Raw genomic sequence first — 14,865 nt, forward strand, 5'->3', positions numbered from 1 at the left:
GATTTAGAGCTAGCTATAGGTCGTTATGCGATGAGTGAATCGCCCCATTTTCCACAAATACGGATTGACCGCTTTTGGCCGGTTTCTGCCCGTAAAGCGTGCTCAAAGAGACTGGAGGGGGAAGGCTTGCTCATAAGTGCTGGCCTGCACAGATGCTCTAAGGGCGGCCAGTGTGAGCGCGCAGTTCGCTGTCGTGCCCCAATTCAGCGGGCTGAGGAGTCAACGACCAGGCGATTATTGCTTGCGTTGGCTCGGGCATGCTCGATAGCTCCAGACGCTCGACGAGCTGCGGCAGTTGGCCCATTTCAATTTCCCTTTTGATATTGGCCTGGGGAACTGGGGGAGCCGAGGGAACAGCCAGTAACGACGTGGGCTGCAGCGGTTCCCTCTGCTTTTAGGGCGGGGGAACTGGGGGAGCTATTACCGGCCAGGTTCCCTTGCCATGTTGATTCGGGGGAACCGCTGGAAACCCCACGGCTCTAGACAGTTCCCCCGATGCCCTCGGTTCCCCCTCAAATAAACCGAATGCATTTATCTTTCCGGCTCCAGCTTCGCCGGGTCGATCCAGTAAAAGCGCGGCTTCGTCCCGTCCGGTAGGCATTTTTTGTGCTGGTGCTTGCCGTGCTCCCGCTTGGCGATGGCCCCGACTGAATCAAGCGCCTGCACCACGCGGTCCAGGTCGTATCCCTTGGCGGCCTCCTCCAGGCCGGGACGGTTGAACAGGAACAGGCGCCCAGTTGGCGTGTCTACCCAGTAGCCGGCACGGTCGCGGGCTTGGCCGTTTGGGTCGTCGGCATTTGAAAAGCGGGTGTCACCATGCCGGTCGATGTAGTCGGAGATGCACTTGAGTATCTGCATATCCTCGCTCAGGCCAGTACCACGACCAGTGCGCCACAGGTCGAATAGCCCCAGCATAGCGGCTTGAATGTGCCCGGCTGGTAGAGGGAGCACGCCATACTTGATGGCCAACTCCCCAGCCATCGCGACTAGGGCAAAGCGTTCTGCGGCGCGGCCTTCCTGTCCGCTGGCGCTGGGGTACTTGGCTGTCATTGCGGCCAGCCACTCAGGCAGCTTGCCCACGTCACCGGACGCCAGCAGCTGACGGATGAACTCCGGCCCGGCGTGGCCGAAGTGAGTCACGCTGGCGCGCTGGATGGCATCAGAGAACTCCCGTCCCCCGGCCATGCCGTGCAAGTGGTCCCAGGCGCCGTAGGTACGGCGTGCGGGAATTTCCAGAAGGCGGATTTCCTGGCCGGCGCGACTGCGCTTACCGCCCTCGGCCATCAGTGCCGATAGCCCCAGTTCGCCGGATGAAAACAGCATGATGCGCCAGCGCCGGGCGGCGCGCGCGCTACCGCTGCGGCTGGCCCTGGCCTTGCCGGTGCCGTTGGCCATCGCATAGACGACAGCGCCAATCTCCCGAGGGTCGGCCTCACCTATTTCATCCAGGGCCAGCAGAGTGTCGTTTCGCTGGGCGGCGATGCCTTCCAGGCCGTTACCGGTGGCGCGCCAAGTGCGCTTGAAATCGTCGCCGTGGCCCCATACCGAGGCGCCGGCAAGGATGGCGCTGCTCTTGCCGGTGCTGGAGTCGCCGACAATGTGAAAGCCTCCGCCCTGGCGCTGGACGTGATACAGCAGCGGCCCGGCCAATGCGGCGCACACGCTCAGTAGCAACAACGGGTTACCCTCGCACTTGGTGGCAATGCTCGATTGCCATCCGTCCAGGGTGCCGCCCTGGCGATAGTCGTCGCCATTGGCGGTCTCGGTCTGAAAGATCGCCTCGCCATTGCCGATGCGCTCCCTTGGCATGATGAACAGCTCGGGCGTGTGCCAACCGGTCGAAGTGGCCGCAATAACCCGGCGCTTTGGGTGTTGCGCAGCGATGTACTGGCAAACCTGAGCGCGGCGCTTGTAGTCCAAGTTAAGGCCCATGCTCAGCAATACCGCTAGGATTGCGTCAGGCCGACCGGCCAGCAGCTCGTTGGGCATGGCCCAGGTCAGCCACTTGTCATCCTCATTGCGCAAGCGCAGCAGGCGCCCATAGTCGCCGTCCTGGCCTTCGTTGCGAGTCACGGCATCCACATGCAAAGGCCCGCACAGCCATTCATCGAACGGCAAGCGGTCACCGGTCTTGGGGTCTTCCCGATGGCCGTGGAACCACACGCCGGGGCGCAGCTTGGTTCCCTCCAGGGTGATAGGGTGGTCGTAGACGCGATATACCGGGCGGTCGATCTTGGCCGCCTCTGCCTCGGGCACCAGCGGGGTTGCGGTCGCTGCGGTCATTGGGCGGCCCTCCAGTTGGCAAGGTCGTTGAAGTCGGTAAGGGTCAGCGGCTCGGCACCCGACCAGGGCGGCATGACCAGACCACAGCCCAGCGCTGCAGCAGCCTTGGTCGCGGCGGCTCGCCCAGGGTTGCCTTCGGTCATGCGGTCGTCATCGCCAGCTACGATCAGCACGGCGTTGGGGTGTTCGCGCTGGAGTTGTTGGCCGACCGCCAAGAGGTTTCCGACAGACATGGCGCAGGCTGCGGCAGCGCCGGTTTCGGCGTGGAGCGTGGCACCGGTTGCCCAGCCCTCGCATATGTACAGCGGCTGGCCGGGTGTGATGCTGCCCAGCAGAGAGCAGCAGCCCTTGACCATGCCGCCGAATAGAAAGCGCTTGTCGCCGTCCGGCTTGATGCGTTGCAGATTGACCAGTTGCCCGCCATAGGTCAGCGGCACCAGAAGCACGTCACCCGACTGGCGCAGGGCATAGGGACGGCAGCCCTTGCGTGCCAGGTAAGGATGAGCGGAGTCGGCGCGGCGGGCATCACGCCACAGTCGGACGGCATACTCGGCAACAGCTTGCTGACGCTGGCGCTGCTCGGTTTCGTATTGGCGTCGTGCCTGCTCGATGCGCTGGGCGAACATCTGCGCTTCTAAGTAATCGACAGGCGCGCGGCTGCTCCAAGTATGCCAGTTGCCGCCATCCTTCCAGGTGCCGAACCAGCCCGAGGCAATGCCATCCAGGAAAAGCTGATAAGCACCGTTCAAGGTGCCGGGCTTATCGCCTGGCACGTGGAAGCGGCGGATGGTGCCATCTGCTATTGGCAGCCAATCAACCGGCCCGTAATGCTCTTGCAGGGCGTCGCGGAACAAACTCAGGCAATCCATACCAGTACCTCCACAGTGATAAGCCGCACGAGTTCCGAGCCGACGGGGGCGAGGGTGAGTTGCGCGCAGGGCTAAATTCGGACAAGCCTTTGGCGTCCCCGCTGCTTTGCAGGGTTGGAAAGCCATCATGGGTTAGGCCCTCAGTTCAGAGCGAAGGGGGCGTGCGGTGTTTCGTTGGTTCAGGAGCAGCAGCACGGTTTGGGTACGGCGGTGTTCGCTGCTCTGCAGCCTGCAGCGGATAACGCCGCAAGGTGCGCCCCAATGGTTCGGCACCTTCTCCGTGGTGCGCACGAATCTCAAACCATAGTTATGCGTGAAGCTACTGATAGTGCTGTGCAAGCAATGCTCACCAATACGCTCGGCCTCGAAGCGATTTAGCGAGCAGCTGTGGAACAGATGCTGCAGGACGCGGGAAATCTTGCCCGGGGCTTGGCTATTCAGGCCTTGCGGTGGGCAGCATTGTTCTCCGGTTCGGGGGGGCATGTTCATTTAAGCCACCTCGCGTTGTGCGACCAGTTCATCACACCACGCCAGTACCTCGGCCTCAATCCAGGCAACTGACTTTGGGCCAAGGGTTACTTGAGCCGGAAAGGTGCCAGCGGCGATGCGCCGATAGATTTCGGATGTGGAAAGGGTGGTCAGTGCTTTGACCTCCACCAGCTTGATAAAGCGGCGGGGGAGTTGGGCGGGGTTGGGGTATGCAGCCATGTCATGTGCCTCCTTGGGTGGCGTTGTTGACATGGGGCATAGGTTGGCGGGGCTTGGATGCTGTGAAAATTTCCACTCCGTAACGGATATGGGGTTATCCGTTACGGCTAAGGGGTATTTCGGCGGCGACCACCTAAACGGGCATATGCGGGTGCAACGGGTTTTATCCACTCCTTGATGCGCTCGACGGAGGGGAGGCCAACCATGCCTTCGCGTTCCAATATTTCGGCGACCAGGGCAGCCATATCCTTGACGCGATACTCCTGCCGCTCGGCGTCGGCCTTCCACAGCTCTTTAGCAATTGCAATCGCTCTGTCAATGGTTGCGGACTTCAGGCTGTTCAACTCCAAGAGCCCCGCCATTCGTTTGGCGGTTATTATCTTTTCAGCCTTATTTTTTTCCTTGTTATGCTCTGTAAGAATAAGAAGAATCGCATACTGGATATGCTGGGCGGCGTACATCAGGTGCGCTGCTGCGTTTTGCACGTTACTGCGTGACCGATAAGCTGCCCTCACTAGTCTATTGTGCTCGCTCCTCCTAGTGGGCAGTTCGACCTTGAGCCCGATCTCCACCATGTCTTCCATGATGCGGCTTGCAGACGGCGTTTCTTGTGTACTGGGGAACATCGGTATGTCAATCAACCGTAAGGCCTCAGCGACCTCTTCCACCGCAAAGACTGCCCATACGTGGTGCTCGTTGAGCTGCTTGCCTGTGGAAAGCAGTCTGCTTTCAGGGGGAAACTGCCTGAGGAGTCCAGGTTTGTCGTGGTCATGCATGTTCTTTGCGGCGGTTGCGTAGATTTCTTCCGGGTGACCAGGTTGGGCGTTTCGGAGGTGCTCAATAAATTTTTCTTTCCCGCCCTCGATGGCGTGTTTAAGCACCTCCCTGATTTCGCCGACCTCCCGCGTGCTGAAATCATCAAGCACCATGACGGCGTCGTTGTAGACGGTATCTATGCGCATGTCGTAGGGGCAGTAAAAGTAGGGAGCGAATGGGTCGGTCTCGTTCCGGGGGTAGCCCTCCGGGGATGGATCGAAGCGCTTCAAGCAATGAAGTCGGTCTTCAAAAACCAAATCCTTCGGGTCGATACTCTCAAACAAGCCCCTCATATGCGCCCCCAGGTGCCTCCGCATTCTGAATAGATCAGCTGGCAGGCGTGCGGATTTCGGTTCACACCCCGTCGGCCTAGGCCAGCCATGCCCGTTAAACCGTGCGCTTGATGCTCACCACATTGGTGCCAGCGGCAGTCGCGTCTATCGAGTCGGCCCAGGCTTGCATCATCTCCCGGCGCTGCTCCAGATAGGTAGCATGGTTGTATGTGTCCCGGATTTCGTCCTTGTCGCCGTGGGCTAGCTGGCGCTCGATCCAGTCGCGGTTGTAGCCGCGCCCGTTAAGCTCGGTGCTCAGCAGGTGGCGGAAGCCGTGGCCGGTCTGGCGGCCTTCGTAGCCCATCAGGCGTAGTGCCTTGTTAATGGTATTTTCTGACATGGGGCGCTCGGCATTCTGTTGTCCGGGAAACAGCAGGGCATAGGTCCCGGTGATCTCATGGAGCTGGCGCAGGGTGGCTACCGCCTGGCGGGGTAGGGGCACCACATGCGGGCGGCGGGCCTTCATGCGCTCCTTGGGGATTGTCCAGGTGGCAGCGTCTAGGTCGAACTCACTCCAACGGGCGGCGCGTAGTTCGCCGGGGCGTGTGGCGGTCAGTACCAGCAGCTGGATGGCGCAGCGGGTCAGGGTGCTGATGTTGGTCGAGTCGATCTTGCCCAGCAGCTCCGGCAGCTCGGCGAAGCTGACGTGCGGGTGATGGCGTGCGGCTTCGGCTGGTGCGGCCACCACGTCCAGATCGGTGGCTGGGTTGGCGTCCACCACGCCGCTGGCCAAACCAAAGCGGAATATCTGGTGGAGCCACTGGCGAATCTTGCCGGCGGCGTTCAGCGCGCCGCGCGCCTCCACCTTGCGCACCAGCTTCACCAGCTCGGGGCGGGTGATGGCCTTGACCGGGCGCGAGCCGATGCCGGGGATGATGTCGTTATCCAGATACAGCTTGGCCTTGTAGCGCGTGCTTTTTGCCCAGCGTGGCGCGTTGTAGGCGTACCACTCCTGCGCTAGCGATTCGAAAGTAACGCCTGAGGTCCTATGTGCTTGTTTGGCAGCTTTTTTCTGCTCGCTCGGGTCTCCGCCTTCCGCGAGCTGCTTTCGTGCTTCCTCGCGCTTCTGGCGAGCTTGGGCGAGGGTGACGGTGGGGTAGGCGCCCAAGGCTAACCCCTTCTCTTTGCCGTTAACCCTGAATTTCAGGCGCCACAGTTTCGACCCATTCGGATTAACGAGCAGGTACAGCCCGTGGGCGTCGCTCAGCTTGTAGGGCATTTCCTTGGGCTTGGCAGTCTTGATTGCGCTATCAGTCAGGGCCATGGCTTTTGCCCTCCGGTTCAACGACCAGCAGGAAGGCGCGAACGGCGGCGGTCTGCTCGGGCGTCAGGGTAAGAATCTGGCGGGGCTTTTCGATGGTCAGCGAGTTTTCCAGCGTCATGACCAGACGAAAGGCTTTCGCTCTGGTGCGCTGGGTTGCGCGGTCGGAACGTTCGGCTTTGCGGATGGCGGCGGGGTCGTTGCCGGCTTTGATGGTCGCGCGGGTGCTGTCTCTTAGCTTGACGGCCTGCGCCAGCGATACGGCAGGAAAGGCGCCCAGGGCCAGTCGTCTCTCCCTGCCCTCGAGGTAGTACTTGATGCGCCACAGCTTGGAGCCGTTCGGCATTACCTCGAGATGCAGGCCGGCCCCGGCTCCAACCTTGTAAGCCTTCTCTTTCGGCTTGAGTGCTCTAAACGCTCTGCTGTCCAGCTTGGCGTCCATTCTGGGGGTACCGTTATAGACCGAACCGGTGGTACCACCAGATATACCCCCAATATTTGGGGCTTACAAGGGAAGGCTGGGGAATCACAGGCAACAAAAAACCCGCACTAGGCGGGTTTCTTGTGGGCTTTCGGGTGGTTTTGGCACCACCTGAAAACGAAAGGTGGTGCCCAGGGACGGAATCGAACCGCCGACACGGGGATTTTCAATCCCCTGCTCTACCGACTGAGCTACCTGGGCAACGGGGCGCTATTAGACGGTTTTGGCTTATGCCTGTCAAGCGCGAGGTTGAAAAATATTTAACTATTTCGGGTGTTTACGTTCAGGGCTTATTCGCTGGGCGGCACATAGCCTTCAGCCTGGGCGTATTCCTCGCCGGAGAGGAACTTGTCCATCTCGGCCTGGAGGAACTTGCGGTCCTCGGCGTTCATCATGTTCAGACGGCGTTCGTTGATCAGCAGGGTCTGGTGCTTCTGCCATTCGTCCCAGGCTTGCCTGGAGACGTTGTTGTAGATGTCTTCGCCCTTGGCGCCCGGATAGGGTGGGCGATCCAGGCCGGGCAGTTCTTGCTTGTGCTTGCGGCACATCACGGTGCGGGTCATGGCTGCTCTCCAGAAATGGGATGGGCATTGAGGGTGTCGGCCGCGCGCTTCAGCAGTTTCTTCACCGGGGCGGCGAGGCCCAGGCGCGGCGGGGTGGCGAGGTTATACCAGAGCCAGTCGGCCTCGGCCACGGCGTGGGCGGCGACCTCCGCGTGGATCAGCCAGGGCTCGATGGTCAGTTGGAAGTGGCTGAAGGTGTGGGTCAGCCCGTCCAGCTCGTGGCGCGCGCCGAGGCGCAGGGCGTGGCGCTCGGCCAGGGCCTCGAGGGCCTGCAGGTCGTCGAGTTCCGGGAGGCTCCACAGGCCGCCCCACAGGCCGCTGGAGGGGCGGCGGTAGAGCAGGATCTCGCCGGCGCCATTGGTCAGCAGCGGCATCAGCGTGCGCTTCTGCGGCAGGGCCTTGCGTGGCTTGGGCATCGGGTAGCGAATCTCCAGGCCGAGCAGGTGCGCCTGGCAGCCGCCGCGCAGCGGGCAGAGCAGGCAGCTCGGTTTGCTGCGCGTGCAGAGGGTGGCGCCCAGGTCCATCATCGCCTGGGTGTAGTGATTGACCCGGGTCTGCGGGGTCAGACGCTCGGCGATCTGCCACAGCTGTTTCGCCACCTTGGGCTCGCCGGGGTAGCCCTGCTGGGCGACATAGCGGGCCAGCACGCGCTTGACGTTGCCGTCGAGAATCGGTGCGCGCAGGCCCATGCTCAGGCTGGCGATGGCGCCGGCGGTGGAGCGGCCGATGCCCGGCAGGGCGGTCAGGGCCTCGACATCGCGGGGGAACTCGCCGCCATACTCGGCCATGACGATGCGCGCGGCCTTCTGCAGGTTACGGGCGCGGGTGTAGTAACCCAGCCCCGTCCACAGGTGCAGCACTTCGTCCTCGGCCGCCTCGGCCAGGTCGCGCACGGTCGGCAGCGCGGCCATGAAGCGGTCGAAATAGCCGAGCACGGTGCTGACCTGGGTCTGCTGCAGCATGATTTCCGAGACCCACACGCGGTAGGGGTTGATGCCCTGTTGCCAGGGCAGGTCCTTGCGTCCGTGGCTGTCGTACCAGTCGAGTACCGCCGCGGAAAACTGCTCGGGACTCATTGCTTGAACAGGCCTTTGAGCGCGTCCTTGAGTTCCGGGCTGACCTTGTCGCCGAGCTTCTCCTCGAGCTTCTCGGTGAGCTTGCCGCCGGCCAGGCGCGCGGCGATCTTGCCCAGGCCCTCCTGATCCAGCCGGCAGGCCTTGGCGCCGAGCTCCAGGGGGCCACGGCAGCGCAGTGGCCACTCGATGCCGACGTAGCGCTCATTGACCTGGCAGGCCGGGTCGGGCATGGCGCGCTGGTCGCCCTCGATGGTGACGCCGACGCGGTAGTCGAGGCCGAGCACGCGCAAGTCGAGGTCGCCGTCGCCCTTGGCGCTGAGGCCGGGGATGCTGGCCTTGAGGTCGTTATTGCTGGCCACACCATTGCGCAGGGTCAGGGTGCCCTGCAGGGTTTCGAATGGTGTGTCCTTGCCGCCTGGCTGATTACCCGGGACCTTGCGGTTGAGGGTGGCAATGCCCCGGCACAGCTGATGCTCGAGGTTGGCATCGACCAGCACGCCGTCCGCGAGGGCGAAGCTGGCGGTGCCGTTGAGGCCGTCGATCCAGGCTTTCTCGCTGTTGCCGCTGGTGCTCAGGTCGGCCTGCAGGTCGAGCAGCCCCTTGATCGGCGAGGCCTGCTCGTCGCTCTTCAGGAAGGGCTCGAGGGGGATTCGCTTGAGGCGCTGCTGCAGGCTGAGCAGGGGAATCGCCGGGCGCACGTCGATGCGGCCCTTGGCGTCGAAGCTGCCGCCGCCGAGCTTGCCGCGCAGCTCCTCCAGGGTCAGGACGCCGGCGGCGCCCTTGGTCTTGAGGTTCAGTGCGTCGATCACCTGCTGGTCGAAGGTGAGCTGGTCGAGGTCGAGGGCCAGCTGCAGGTCGAGCTTGCGCAACTGGTCGATCGGCAGCAGCGCCTTGGCGCTCCAGGCTTGCTGGGTCGGCGCATCGGGCAGCGGGCTGCTGCCATTGCTGCCGGCGCGGGAGACGGCCTCCTTGACCTCGACCCGGCGCGCGCTGTCGGCGCCCTTGGCGTCCTTGGTCGGCGGCGGCAGGTAGCGGTCGAGGTTCAGGTGGTCGCCCTTGAGCTTGACCCGCAGCGCCTGCTTGGTGAGGTCGCTGACCGCCAGTTGGCCGCTGAAGCTGCTGTCGTCGAGCTTCAATTGCAGTTCGTCTAGGCTCAGGCTGTTCGGGCTGCCGCTCAGGCGGGTGACCAGTTCGAACTCGCCGAGGGCCTTGGCGTCGCTCATCGGCGGCAGTGGCTGGCCGATGCCAGTGAGGAAATCACGCAGGTTGAGCGGCGCGATGGACAGGCCGCCGGACAGCTTGGCCGTCTTGTCCAGGTCGCGCACCTTGAGCTCGCCGAGGGCGCGCAGCTGGTTGGCCGAGAGCTTCAGGCCATTCCATTCGGCGACCTGGGCGGCCAGGTCGACCAGCAGTTCGCCCTGCAGTGCGTAGGTCAGGGTCTGGCCATCGAACGGCTCGCCCGACGCCTCGCCGGAGAGGCGGGTGCCCTCCAGCTGGTAGCGCTTGAGCGCGCGGTCGAAGCGCAGCCGGCCCTGCAGTTCGCTGCGCGCACGCAGCAGCGGCTGGTTGGTGCCGAAGAAGGCGCTGAGCTTGACCGGGATGCTGGCGCCTTCGCGGATGGCGCCGGTGGTCAGCTGGATGCTTTCGGCGCTGAACTGCTGGCCCTTGCGCTCGTCGCGGTAGTCGATGCGCGCGTTGTTGACGATCAGGCTGTCGATGTCCAGCTTGATCGGCTGGCTGCGTTCGGCCGGGCTGGCCGGCGCCTCGCCGTTCGCCTCGTTGCCGGCGCCCGTGCTCGGCGCGGGCATGGTGCCGGCGACAGGCGCGGGGCGGCCGACGTCTTCCCAGTTGCCGCGGCCCTTGGCGTCACGCTGCAGGCTGAGGTTGAGGCCGTCGATGCGGATATCGCTCATCTGCACTTCCTTGCGCAGCAGCGGCAGCACGCGCACCGACAGGCCGAGCAGGCGCAGGTCGGCGAACGGCTGGTTCGGCGTGGTGGCGCTGGCCAGGGTGGCGTCGGTCAGCTCCAGGCCGAGCCAGGGGAACAGGCTCCAGCCGATGTCGCCCTTGAGCGTCAGCTCCAAGTTGGCCTTGTCGCGGGCCAGCTGACGGATCTCGTCTTTGTAGTCGTTGGGATCGAACAGGTGGGTCAGGGCGAAGCCCAGGGCCACGATGATCAGCAACAGTCCGAGGAAAAACAGACCCAGGATCTTGCCGAGCGCTTTCATGGACGATTCCTTGTTTTGAATGGCATGGAGGGAGAGCGCGAAAGTATAACGCCGCGTGGATCAAAGCGACTGCGCCACGCGTTCGGCGATGGCCAGGCTGGCGGTCAGCCCCGGCGACTCGATGCCGAACAGGTTGACCGGCCCGGCCAGGCCGTACTCGCCAGGCCGTTGGATGATGAAGTCGGCGGGTGGTTCCCCGGGGCCGCAGAGCTTCGCCCGGATGCCGCTGTAGGCGGGCGTCAGGCGGGCGCTGTCGGGGGCCGGCCACGATGGGCGTCGCCCTCAGCGACGGCAGCAAGAGGAGGCCCCGGGCCGCCCCTGTTGGCCGGCCGCGCGGAAAGGGGCTGTCTGCGGTCAGAGGTTGTCCAAGGGCAGGCCGCGACGCGCAGCCAGTGCGTGCGCCTCCAGCTGGTCCTCGGGGGCGACCAGGTGCAGCGGCTTGCCGGCTTCGCGAGCCAGGCGGCTGGCCTCGTCCAGCAGGCGCCGGGCCACGCCGCGGTTGCGCGTAATGGCGCGCACGCACAGGTGGGACAGTCGCCAGCAGTCCTCGCCGCGCTCGAGCAGGGCGGCGCCGAGCAGGCGGTCGTTGAAGCGCCCGGCGAGCAGTCGGCCGCTGTTGAGGTTCGCCTGGATCAGCGCCTCGCCGTCGGCATAGGGCGGCAGCAGCCAGTCCGGCGCGTCCCGGTAGATCTTGGCCAGGTCGATGAGGTCCTGGGCGCTGGCAGGGGAGGGGCGTTCGACGATAACGGGCATGTTCCGACCTGTAGCTATTCGATTGATTGATGGCGCCTTGCCGGTTGGGGTGTGGGCAAGGCAGGTAGCGGCTTCGGCATCCGGTGGGGAGAGACTGCTGACGACTGTTGCGCCGTCGCGTCTGCCCTTGTGCCTGCCAAGAGAATAGCGCTTATGGCTGCTCTTCTCGTACCGCTCGGGCCCCTTGGACAGCCGGTTTTTCTGCTCAGCAGATGCATGCTCGCCTCCCCGGTCCGCGAGCGCTGGCTGGCTGGTGCTGGGGTTGCGCGCCTGCAGTTCCTTGCAAATGGTCGGCTTGCTTCAAGCTTTCGAGCATATCGGCCTATAATGTCGCCCCTTTCGCACACTGATTTTGTGGAGCAGGTGATGGCCGAACGTACGGCATTCGTCGAGCGCAACACCCTGGAGACCCAGATCAAGGTCTCGATCAACCTGGATGGCACCGGCAAGGCGCGCTTCGCTATCGGCGTACCCTTCCTCGAGCACATGCTCGACCAGATCGCCCGTCACGGCCTGATCGACCTGGATATCGAGTGCCAGGGCGACCTGCATATCGACGACCACCACACCGTCGAGGACGTCGGCATCACCCTCGGCCAGGCCTTCACCAAGGCCATCGGCGACAAGAAGGGCATGACCCGCTACGGCCATTCCTATGTGCCGCTGGACGAGGCGCTGTCGCGCGTAGTGATCGATTTCTCCGGTCGTCCCGGCCTGCAGATGCACGTGCCGTTCACCCGCGCGGTGGTCGGCGGCTTCGATGTCGACCTGTTCCAGGAGTTCTTCCAGGGCTTCGTCAACCACGCCCTGGTGTCCCTGCATATCGACAACCTGCGCGGCAGCAACACCCACCACCAGATCGAAACCGTATTCAAGGCCTTCGGCCGCGCCCTGCGCATGGCCGTGACCCTGGACGAGCGCATGGCCGGGCAGATGCCGTCGACCAAGGGTTGCCTGTAAATGCAGACGGTCGCTGTTATCGATTACGGCATGGGCAACCTGCACTCGGTGGCCAAGGCGCTGGAGCATGTCGGTGCCGGTCGGGTGCTGGTGACCAGCGACGCCCAGGTGATCCGCGAGGCCGACCGGGTGGTGTTCCCCGGGGTCGGCGCGATCCGCGACTGCATGGCCGAGATCCGCCGCCTGGGCTTCGATCAGCTGGTGCGTGAGGTCAGCCAGGATCGCCCCTTCCTCGGCATCTGCGTCGGCATGCAGGCGCTGCTCGAGCGCAGCGAGGAGAACGAGGGGGTCGACTGCATCGGCCTGTTCCCCGGCCAGGTGCGTTTCTTCGGCAAGGGCCTGGTGGAAGAGGGCGAGCAGCTCAAGGTGCCGCACATGGGCTGGAACCAGGTGAGCCAGTCGGTCAAACATCCGCTGTGGCACGACATTCCCGACCAGGCCCGCTTCTACTTCGTGCACAGCTACTACGTCGAGGCCGGCAAGGCGCAGCAGGTGGTCGGTCGCGGCCATTATGGCAAGGACTTCGCCGCGGCGCTGGCCGACGGGTCGCGCTTCGCCGTGCAGTTCCACCCGGAGAAGAGCCATACCCATGGTCTGCAGCTGCTGCAGAACTTCGCCGCCTGGGATGGCCGCTGGTAGATGAACCGGGGCAAGCTACGGGCGCCGCAGTTGCGCCTGGAGGCCGAGCAGGAGCAGGCCGCGCTGCGCCTGCTCAAGGACTTCATGGCCGAGCGCTTCGAGCTGCAACTGGGCAGCTTCGAGGTACAGGAGCTGCTCGACCGGTTCGCCCGCGACATAGCCCCACAGTTTTACAACAAGGCGATCTTCGATGTGCAGGCGCACCTGAAGGACAGGTTCGACAGCATCGAAAGCGACTTGTGGGCGCTCGAGAAGAGCTGACCCGCATCGACTTCCACAGACTCGAACAGGTTCACCCAATGCTGATTATCCCCGCTATCGATCTCAAGGACGGCGCCTGCGTGCGTCTGCGCCAGGGCCGCATGGAAGACTCCACGGTGTTTTCCGACGACCCGGTGAGCATGGCCGCCAAGTGGGTGGAGGGCGGCTGCCGCCGGCTGCACCTGGTTGACCTCAATGGCGCCTTCGAGGGCCAGCCGGTCAACGGCGAGGTGGTCACCGCCATCGCCAAGCGCTATCCCAACCTGCCGATCCAGATCGGCGGCGGCATCCGCTCCCTGGAAACCATCGAGCACTACGTCAGGGCCGGGGTCAGCTACGTGATCATCGGCACCAAGGCGGTGAAGGAGCCGGAGTTTGTCGCCGAGGCCTGCAAGGCCTTCCCGGGCAAGGTGATCGTCGGCCTGGATGCCAAGGACGGATTCGTCGCCACCGACGGCTGGGCCGAGGTCAGCAGCGTGCAGGCCATCGACCTGGCCAAGCGCTTCGAGGCTGATGGCGTCTCGGCGATCGTCTACACCGACATCGCCAAGGACGGCATGATGCAGGGCTGCAACGTCGAGGCTACCGCCGCGTTGGCGGCCGCCAGTCGTATCCCGGTGATCGCCTCCGGCGGCATCCACAACCTCGGCGACATCGGCAAGCTGCTGGCCGCCAAGGCGCCGGGGATCATCGGCGCCATCACCGGCCGCGCGATCTACGAAGGCACCCTGGACGTGGCCGAGGCCCAGGCCTACTGCGACGCCTACAACGGCTGAGGTCGGGCGTGCGCGGCCGCCTGGGCCGCGCGCACCTGTGACGGTTTTCGGTGCGCGCGGCGCACCCTACGAGAGAGATTGCCATGGCCCTCGCCAAACGCATCATCCCCTGCCTCGACGTGGACAACGGCCGCGTGGTCAAGGGCGTCCAGTTCGAGAATATCCGCGACGCCGGCGACCCGGTGGAGATCGCCCGCCGCTACGACGAGCAGGGCGCCGACGAGATCACCTTCCTCGACATCACCGCCAGCGTCGATGGCCGCGATACCACCCTGCACACGGTCGAGCGCATGGCCAGCCAGGTGTTTATCCCGCTGACAGTCGGAGGTGGGGTCAGGACTGTTCAGGACATCCGCAATCTGCTCAACGCCGGCGCCGACAAGGTGTCGATCAACACCGCCGCGGTGTTCAACCCGGAATTCGTCGGTGAGGCGGCGCAGCGTTTTGGCTCCCAGTGCATCGTCGTCGCCATTGACGCCAAGCGCGTCTCGGCGCCGGGCGAGCCGGGGCGCTGGGAGATCTTCACCCACGGCGGGCGCAAGCCCACCGGCCTGGACGCCGTGCTCTGGGCGAAGAAGATGGAGGACCTCGGCGCCGGCGAGATTCTCCTGACCAGCATGGACCAGGACGGCGTGAAGAGCGGCTATGACCTGGGCGTGACCCGCGCCATCAGCGAGTTCGTCGGCATCCCGGTGATCGCCTCCGGTGGCGTCGGCAACCTCGAACACCTGGCCGCCGGCATCCTCGAGGGCAAGGCCGATGCGGTGCTGGCGGCGAGCATCTTCCACTTCGGCGAGTACACCGTGCCGGAAGCCAAGGCCTACCTGGCCAGCCGCGGCATCGTGGTGCGCTGATCGCC

16 protein-coding genes, 1 tRNA gene and 1 pseudogene are annotated in these 14,865 nt (G+C 64.3%); 5 read left to right on the plus strand and 13 right to left on the minus strand.

What is annotated here, in order from left to right:
• Positions 1 to 531: 531 nt before the first annotated feature.
• The 13 genes and pseudogenes from ACSX1D_RS01195 to ACSX1D_RS01255 all read right to left on the minus strand — a co-directional run bounded on the left by ACSX1D_RS01195 (position 532) and on the right by ACSX1D_RS01255 (position 11,370).
• Positions 532 to 2,283, minus strand: coding sequence for a DUF927 domain-containing protein (locus ACSX1D_RS01195; protein WP_439860626.1), 1,752 nt, complete (start codon positions 2,281 to 2,283; stop codon positions 532 to 534).
• A complete protein-coding gene (locus ACSX1D_RS01200) occupies positions 2,280 to 3,152 on the minus strand; it encodes a toprim domain-containing protein (RefSeq protein WP_439860627.1) in 873 nt (290 codons plus the stop codon). Before ACSX1D_RS01200 ends, ACSX1D_RS01195 begins: the two co-directional genes overlap by 4 nt.
• A 132-nt stretch (positions 3,153 to 3,284) precedes the next feature.
• Positions 3,285 to 3,641, minus strand: coding sequence for a hypothetical protein (locus ACSX1D_RS01205; RefSeq protein WP_439860628.1), 357 nt, complete (start codon positions 3,639 to 3,641; stop codon positions 3,285 to 3,287).
• Positions 3,642 to 3,860, minus strand: coding sequence for a helix-turn-helix transcriptional regulator (locus ACSX1D_RS01210; RefSeq protein WP_439860629.1), 219 nt, complete (start codon positions 3,858 to 3,860; stop codon positions 3,642 to 3,644).
• A gap of 107 nt (positions 3,861 to 3,967) precedes the next feature.
• Entirely contained in the window at positions 3,968 to 4,960 is a 993-nt protein-coding gene (locus tag ACSX1D_RS01215; RefSeq protein ID WP_439860630.1) for a hypothetical protein, read from the minus strand.
• Positions 4,961 to 5,063: 103 nt separating this feature from the next.
• The gene (locus tag ACSX1D_RS01220; RefSeq protein WP_439860631.1) at positions 5,064 to 6,272 is read right to left on the minus strand and encodes a tyrosine-type recombinase/integrase; all 1,209 of its coding nucleotides are present in this window, start codon (positions 6,270 to 6,272) and stop codon (positions 5,064 to 5,066) included.
• A complete protein-coding gene (locus ACSX1D_RS01225; protein ID WP_439860632.1) occupies positions 6,259 to 6,711 on the minus strand; it encodes an Arm DNA-binding domain-containing protein in 453 nt (150 codons plus the stop codon). The genes ACSX1D_RS01220 and ACSX1D_RS01225 overlap by 14 nt, the downstream gene beginning before the upstream one ends.
• Before the next feature lie 164 nt (positions 6,712 to 6,875).
• Positions 6,876 to 6,951 (minus strand) — tRNA-Phe (locus tag ACSX1D_RS01230).
• 89 nt (positions 6,952 to 7,040) lie between these two features.
• Positions 7,041 to 7,313 (minus strand): oxidative damage protection protein, encoded by a 273-nt coding sequence (locus ACSX1D_RS01235; RefSeq protein ID WP_208707992.1) that lies wholly within the window; start codon positions 7,311 to 7,313, stop codon positions 7,041 to 7,043.
• A complete protein-coding gene (mutY, locus tag ACSX1D_RS01240; protein WP_439860633.1) occupies positions 7,310 to 8,389 on the minus strand; it encodes an A/G-specific adenine glycosylase in 1,080 nt (359 codons plus the stop codon). The genes ACSX1D_RS01235 and mutY overlap by 4 nt, the downstream gene beginning before the upstream one ends.
• Positions 8,386 to 10,617, minus strand: coding sequence for an AsmA family protein (locus ACSX1D_RS01245; protein ID WP_439860634.1), 2,232 nt, complete (start codon positions 10,615 to 10,617; stop codon positions 8,386 to 8,388). Before ACSX1D_RS01245 ends, mutY begins: the two co-directional genes overlap by 4 nt.
• 60 nt (positions 10,618 to 10,677) lie before the next feature.
• Positions 10,678 to 10,863, minus strand: a pseudogene (locus ACSX1D_RS01250) (NAD(P)/FAD-dependent oxidoreductase); the annotation flags it as partial.
• Positions 10,864 to 10,971: 108 nt separating this feature from the next.
• Positions 10,972 to 11,370, minus strand: coding sequence for an acetyl-CoA sensor PanZ family protein (locus tag ACSX1D_RS01255; protein ID WP_439860635.1), 399 nt, complete (start codon positions 11,368 to 11,370; stop codon positions 10,972 to 10,974).
• 366 nt (positions 11,371 to 11,736) lie between these two features.
• Between ACSX1D_RS01255 and hisB the strand changes: the two genes are divergently transcribed.
• From hisB to hisF, 5 genes are all read left to right on the plus strand, one after another.
• Positions 11,737 to 12,330, plus strand: coding sequence for an imidazoleglycerol-phosphate dehydratase HisB (gene hisB / locus ACSX1D_RS01260; protein WP_208707997.1), 594 nt, complete (start codon positions 11,737 to 11,739; stop codon positions 12,328 to 12,330).
• Positions 12,331 to 12,969 (plus strand): imidazole glycerol phosphate synthase subunit HisH, encoded by a 639-nt coding sequence (gene hisH, locus ACSX1D_RS01265; protein ID WP_439860636.1) that lies wholly within the window; start codon positions 12,331 to 12,333, stop codon positions 12,967 to 12,969.
• Positions 12,970 to 13,230, plus strand: a complete 261-nt coding sequence (locus ACSX1D_RS01270; protein ID WP_439860637.1) for a DUF2164 domain-containing protein — start codon at positions 12,970 to 12,972, stop codon at positions 13,228 to 13,230.
• 38 nt (positions 13,231 to 13,268) lie between these two features.
• Complete coding sequence (hisA, locus tag ACSX1D_RS01275) at positions 13,269 to 14,006, plus strand: 1-(5-phosphoribosyl)-5-[(5-phosphoribosylamino)methylideneamino]imidazole-4-carboxamide isomerase (protein ID WP_439860638.1); 738 nt, start codon at positions 13,269 to 13,271, stop codon at positions 14,004 to 14,006.
• Positions 14,007 to 14,089: 83 nt separating this feature from the next.
• On the plus strand, positions 14,090 to 14,860 hold the full coding sequence (gene hisF / locus ACSX1D_RS01280; RefSeq protein ID WP_439860639.1) for an imidazole glycerol phosphate synthase subunit HisF: 771 nt from the start codon (positions 14,090 to 14,092) through the stop codon (positions 14,858 to 14,860).
• Positions 14,861 to 14,865: the final 5 nt, after the last annotated feature.

The sequence above is a fragment of the Pseudomonas sp. MBLB4136 genome (assembly GCF_051904765.1).
Taxonomy (GTDB): domain Bacteria; phylum Pseudomonadota; class Gammaproteobacteria; order Pseudomonadales; family Pseudomonadaceae; genus Aquipseudomonas.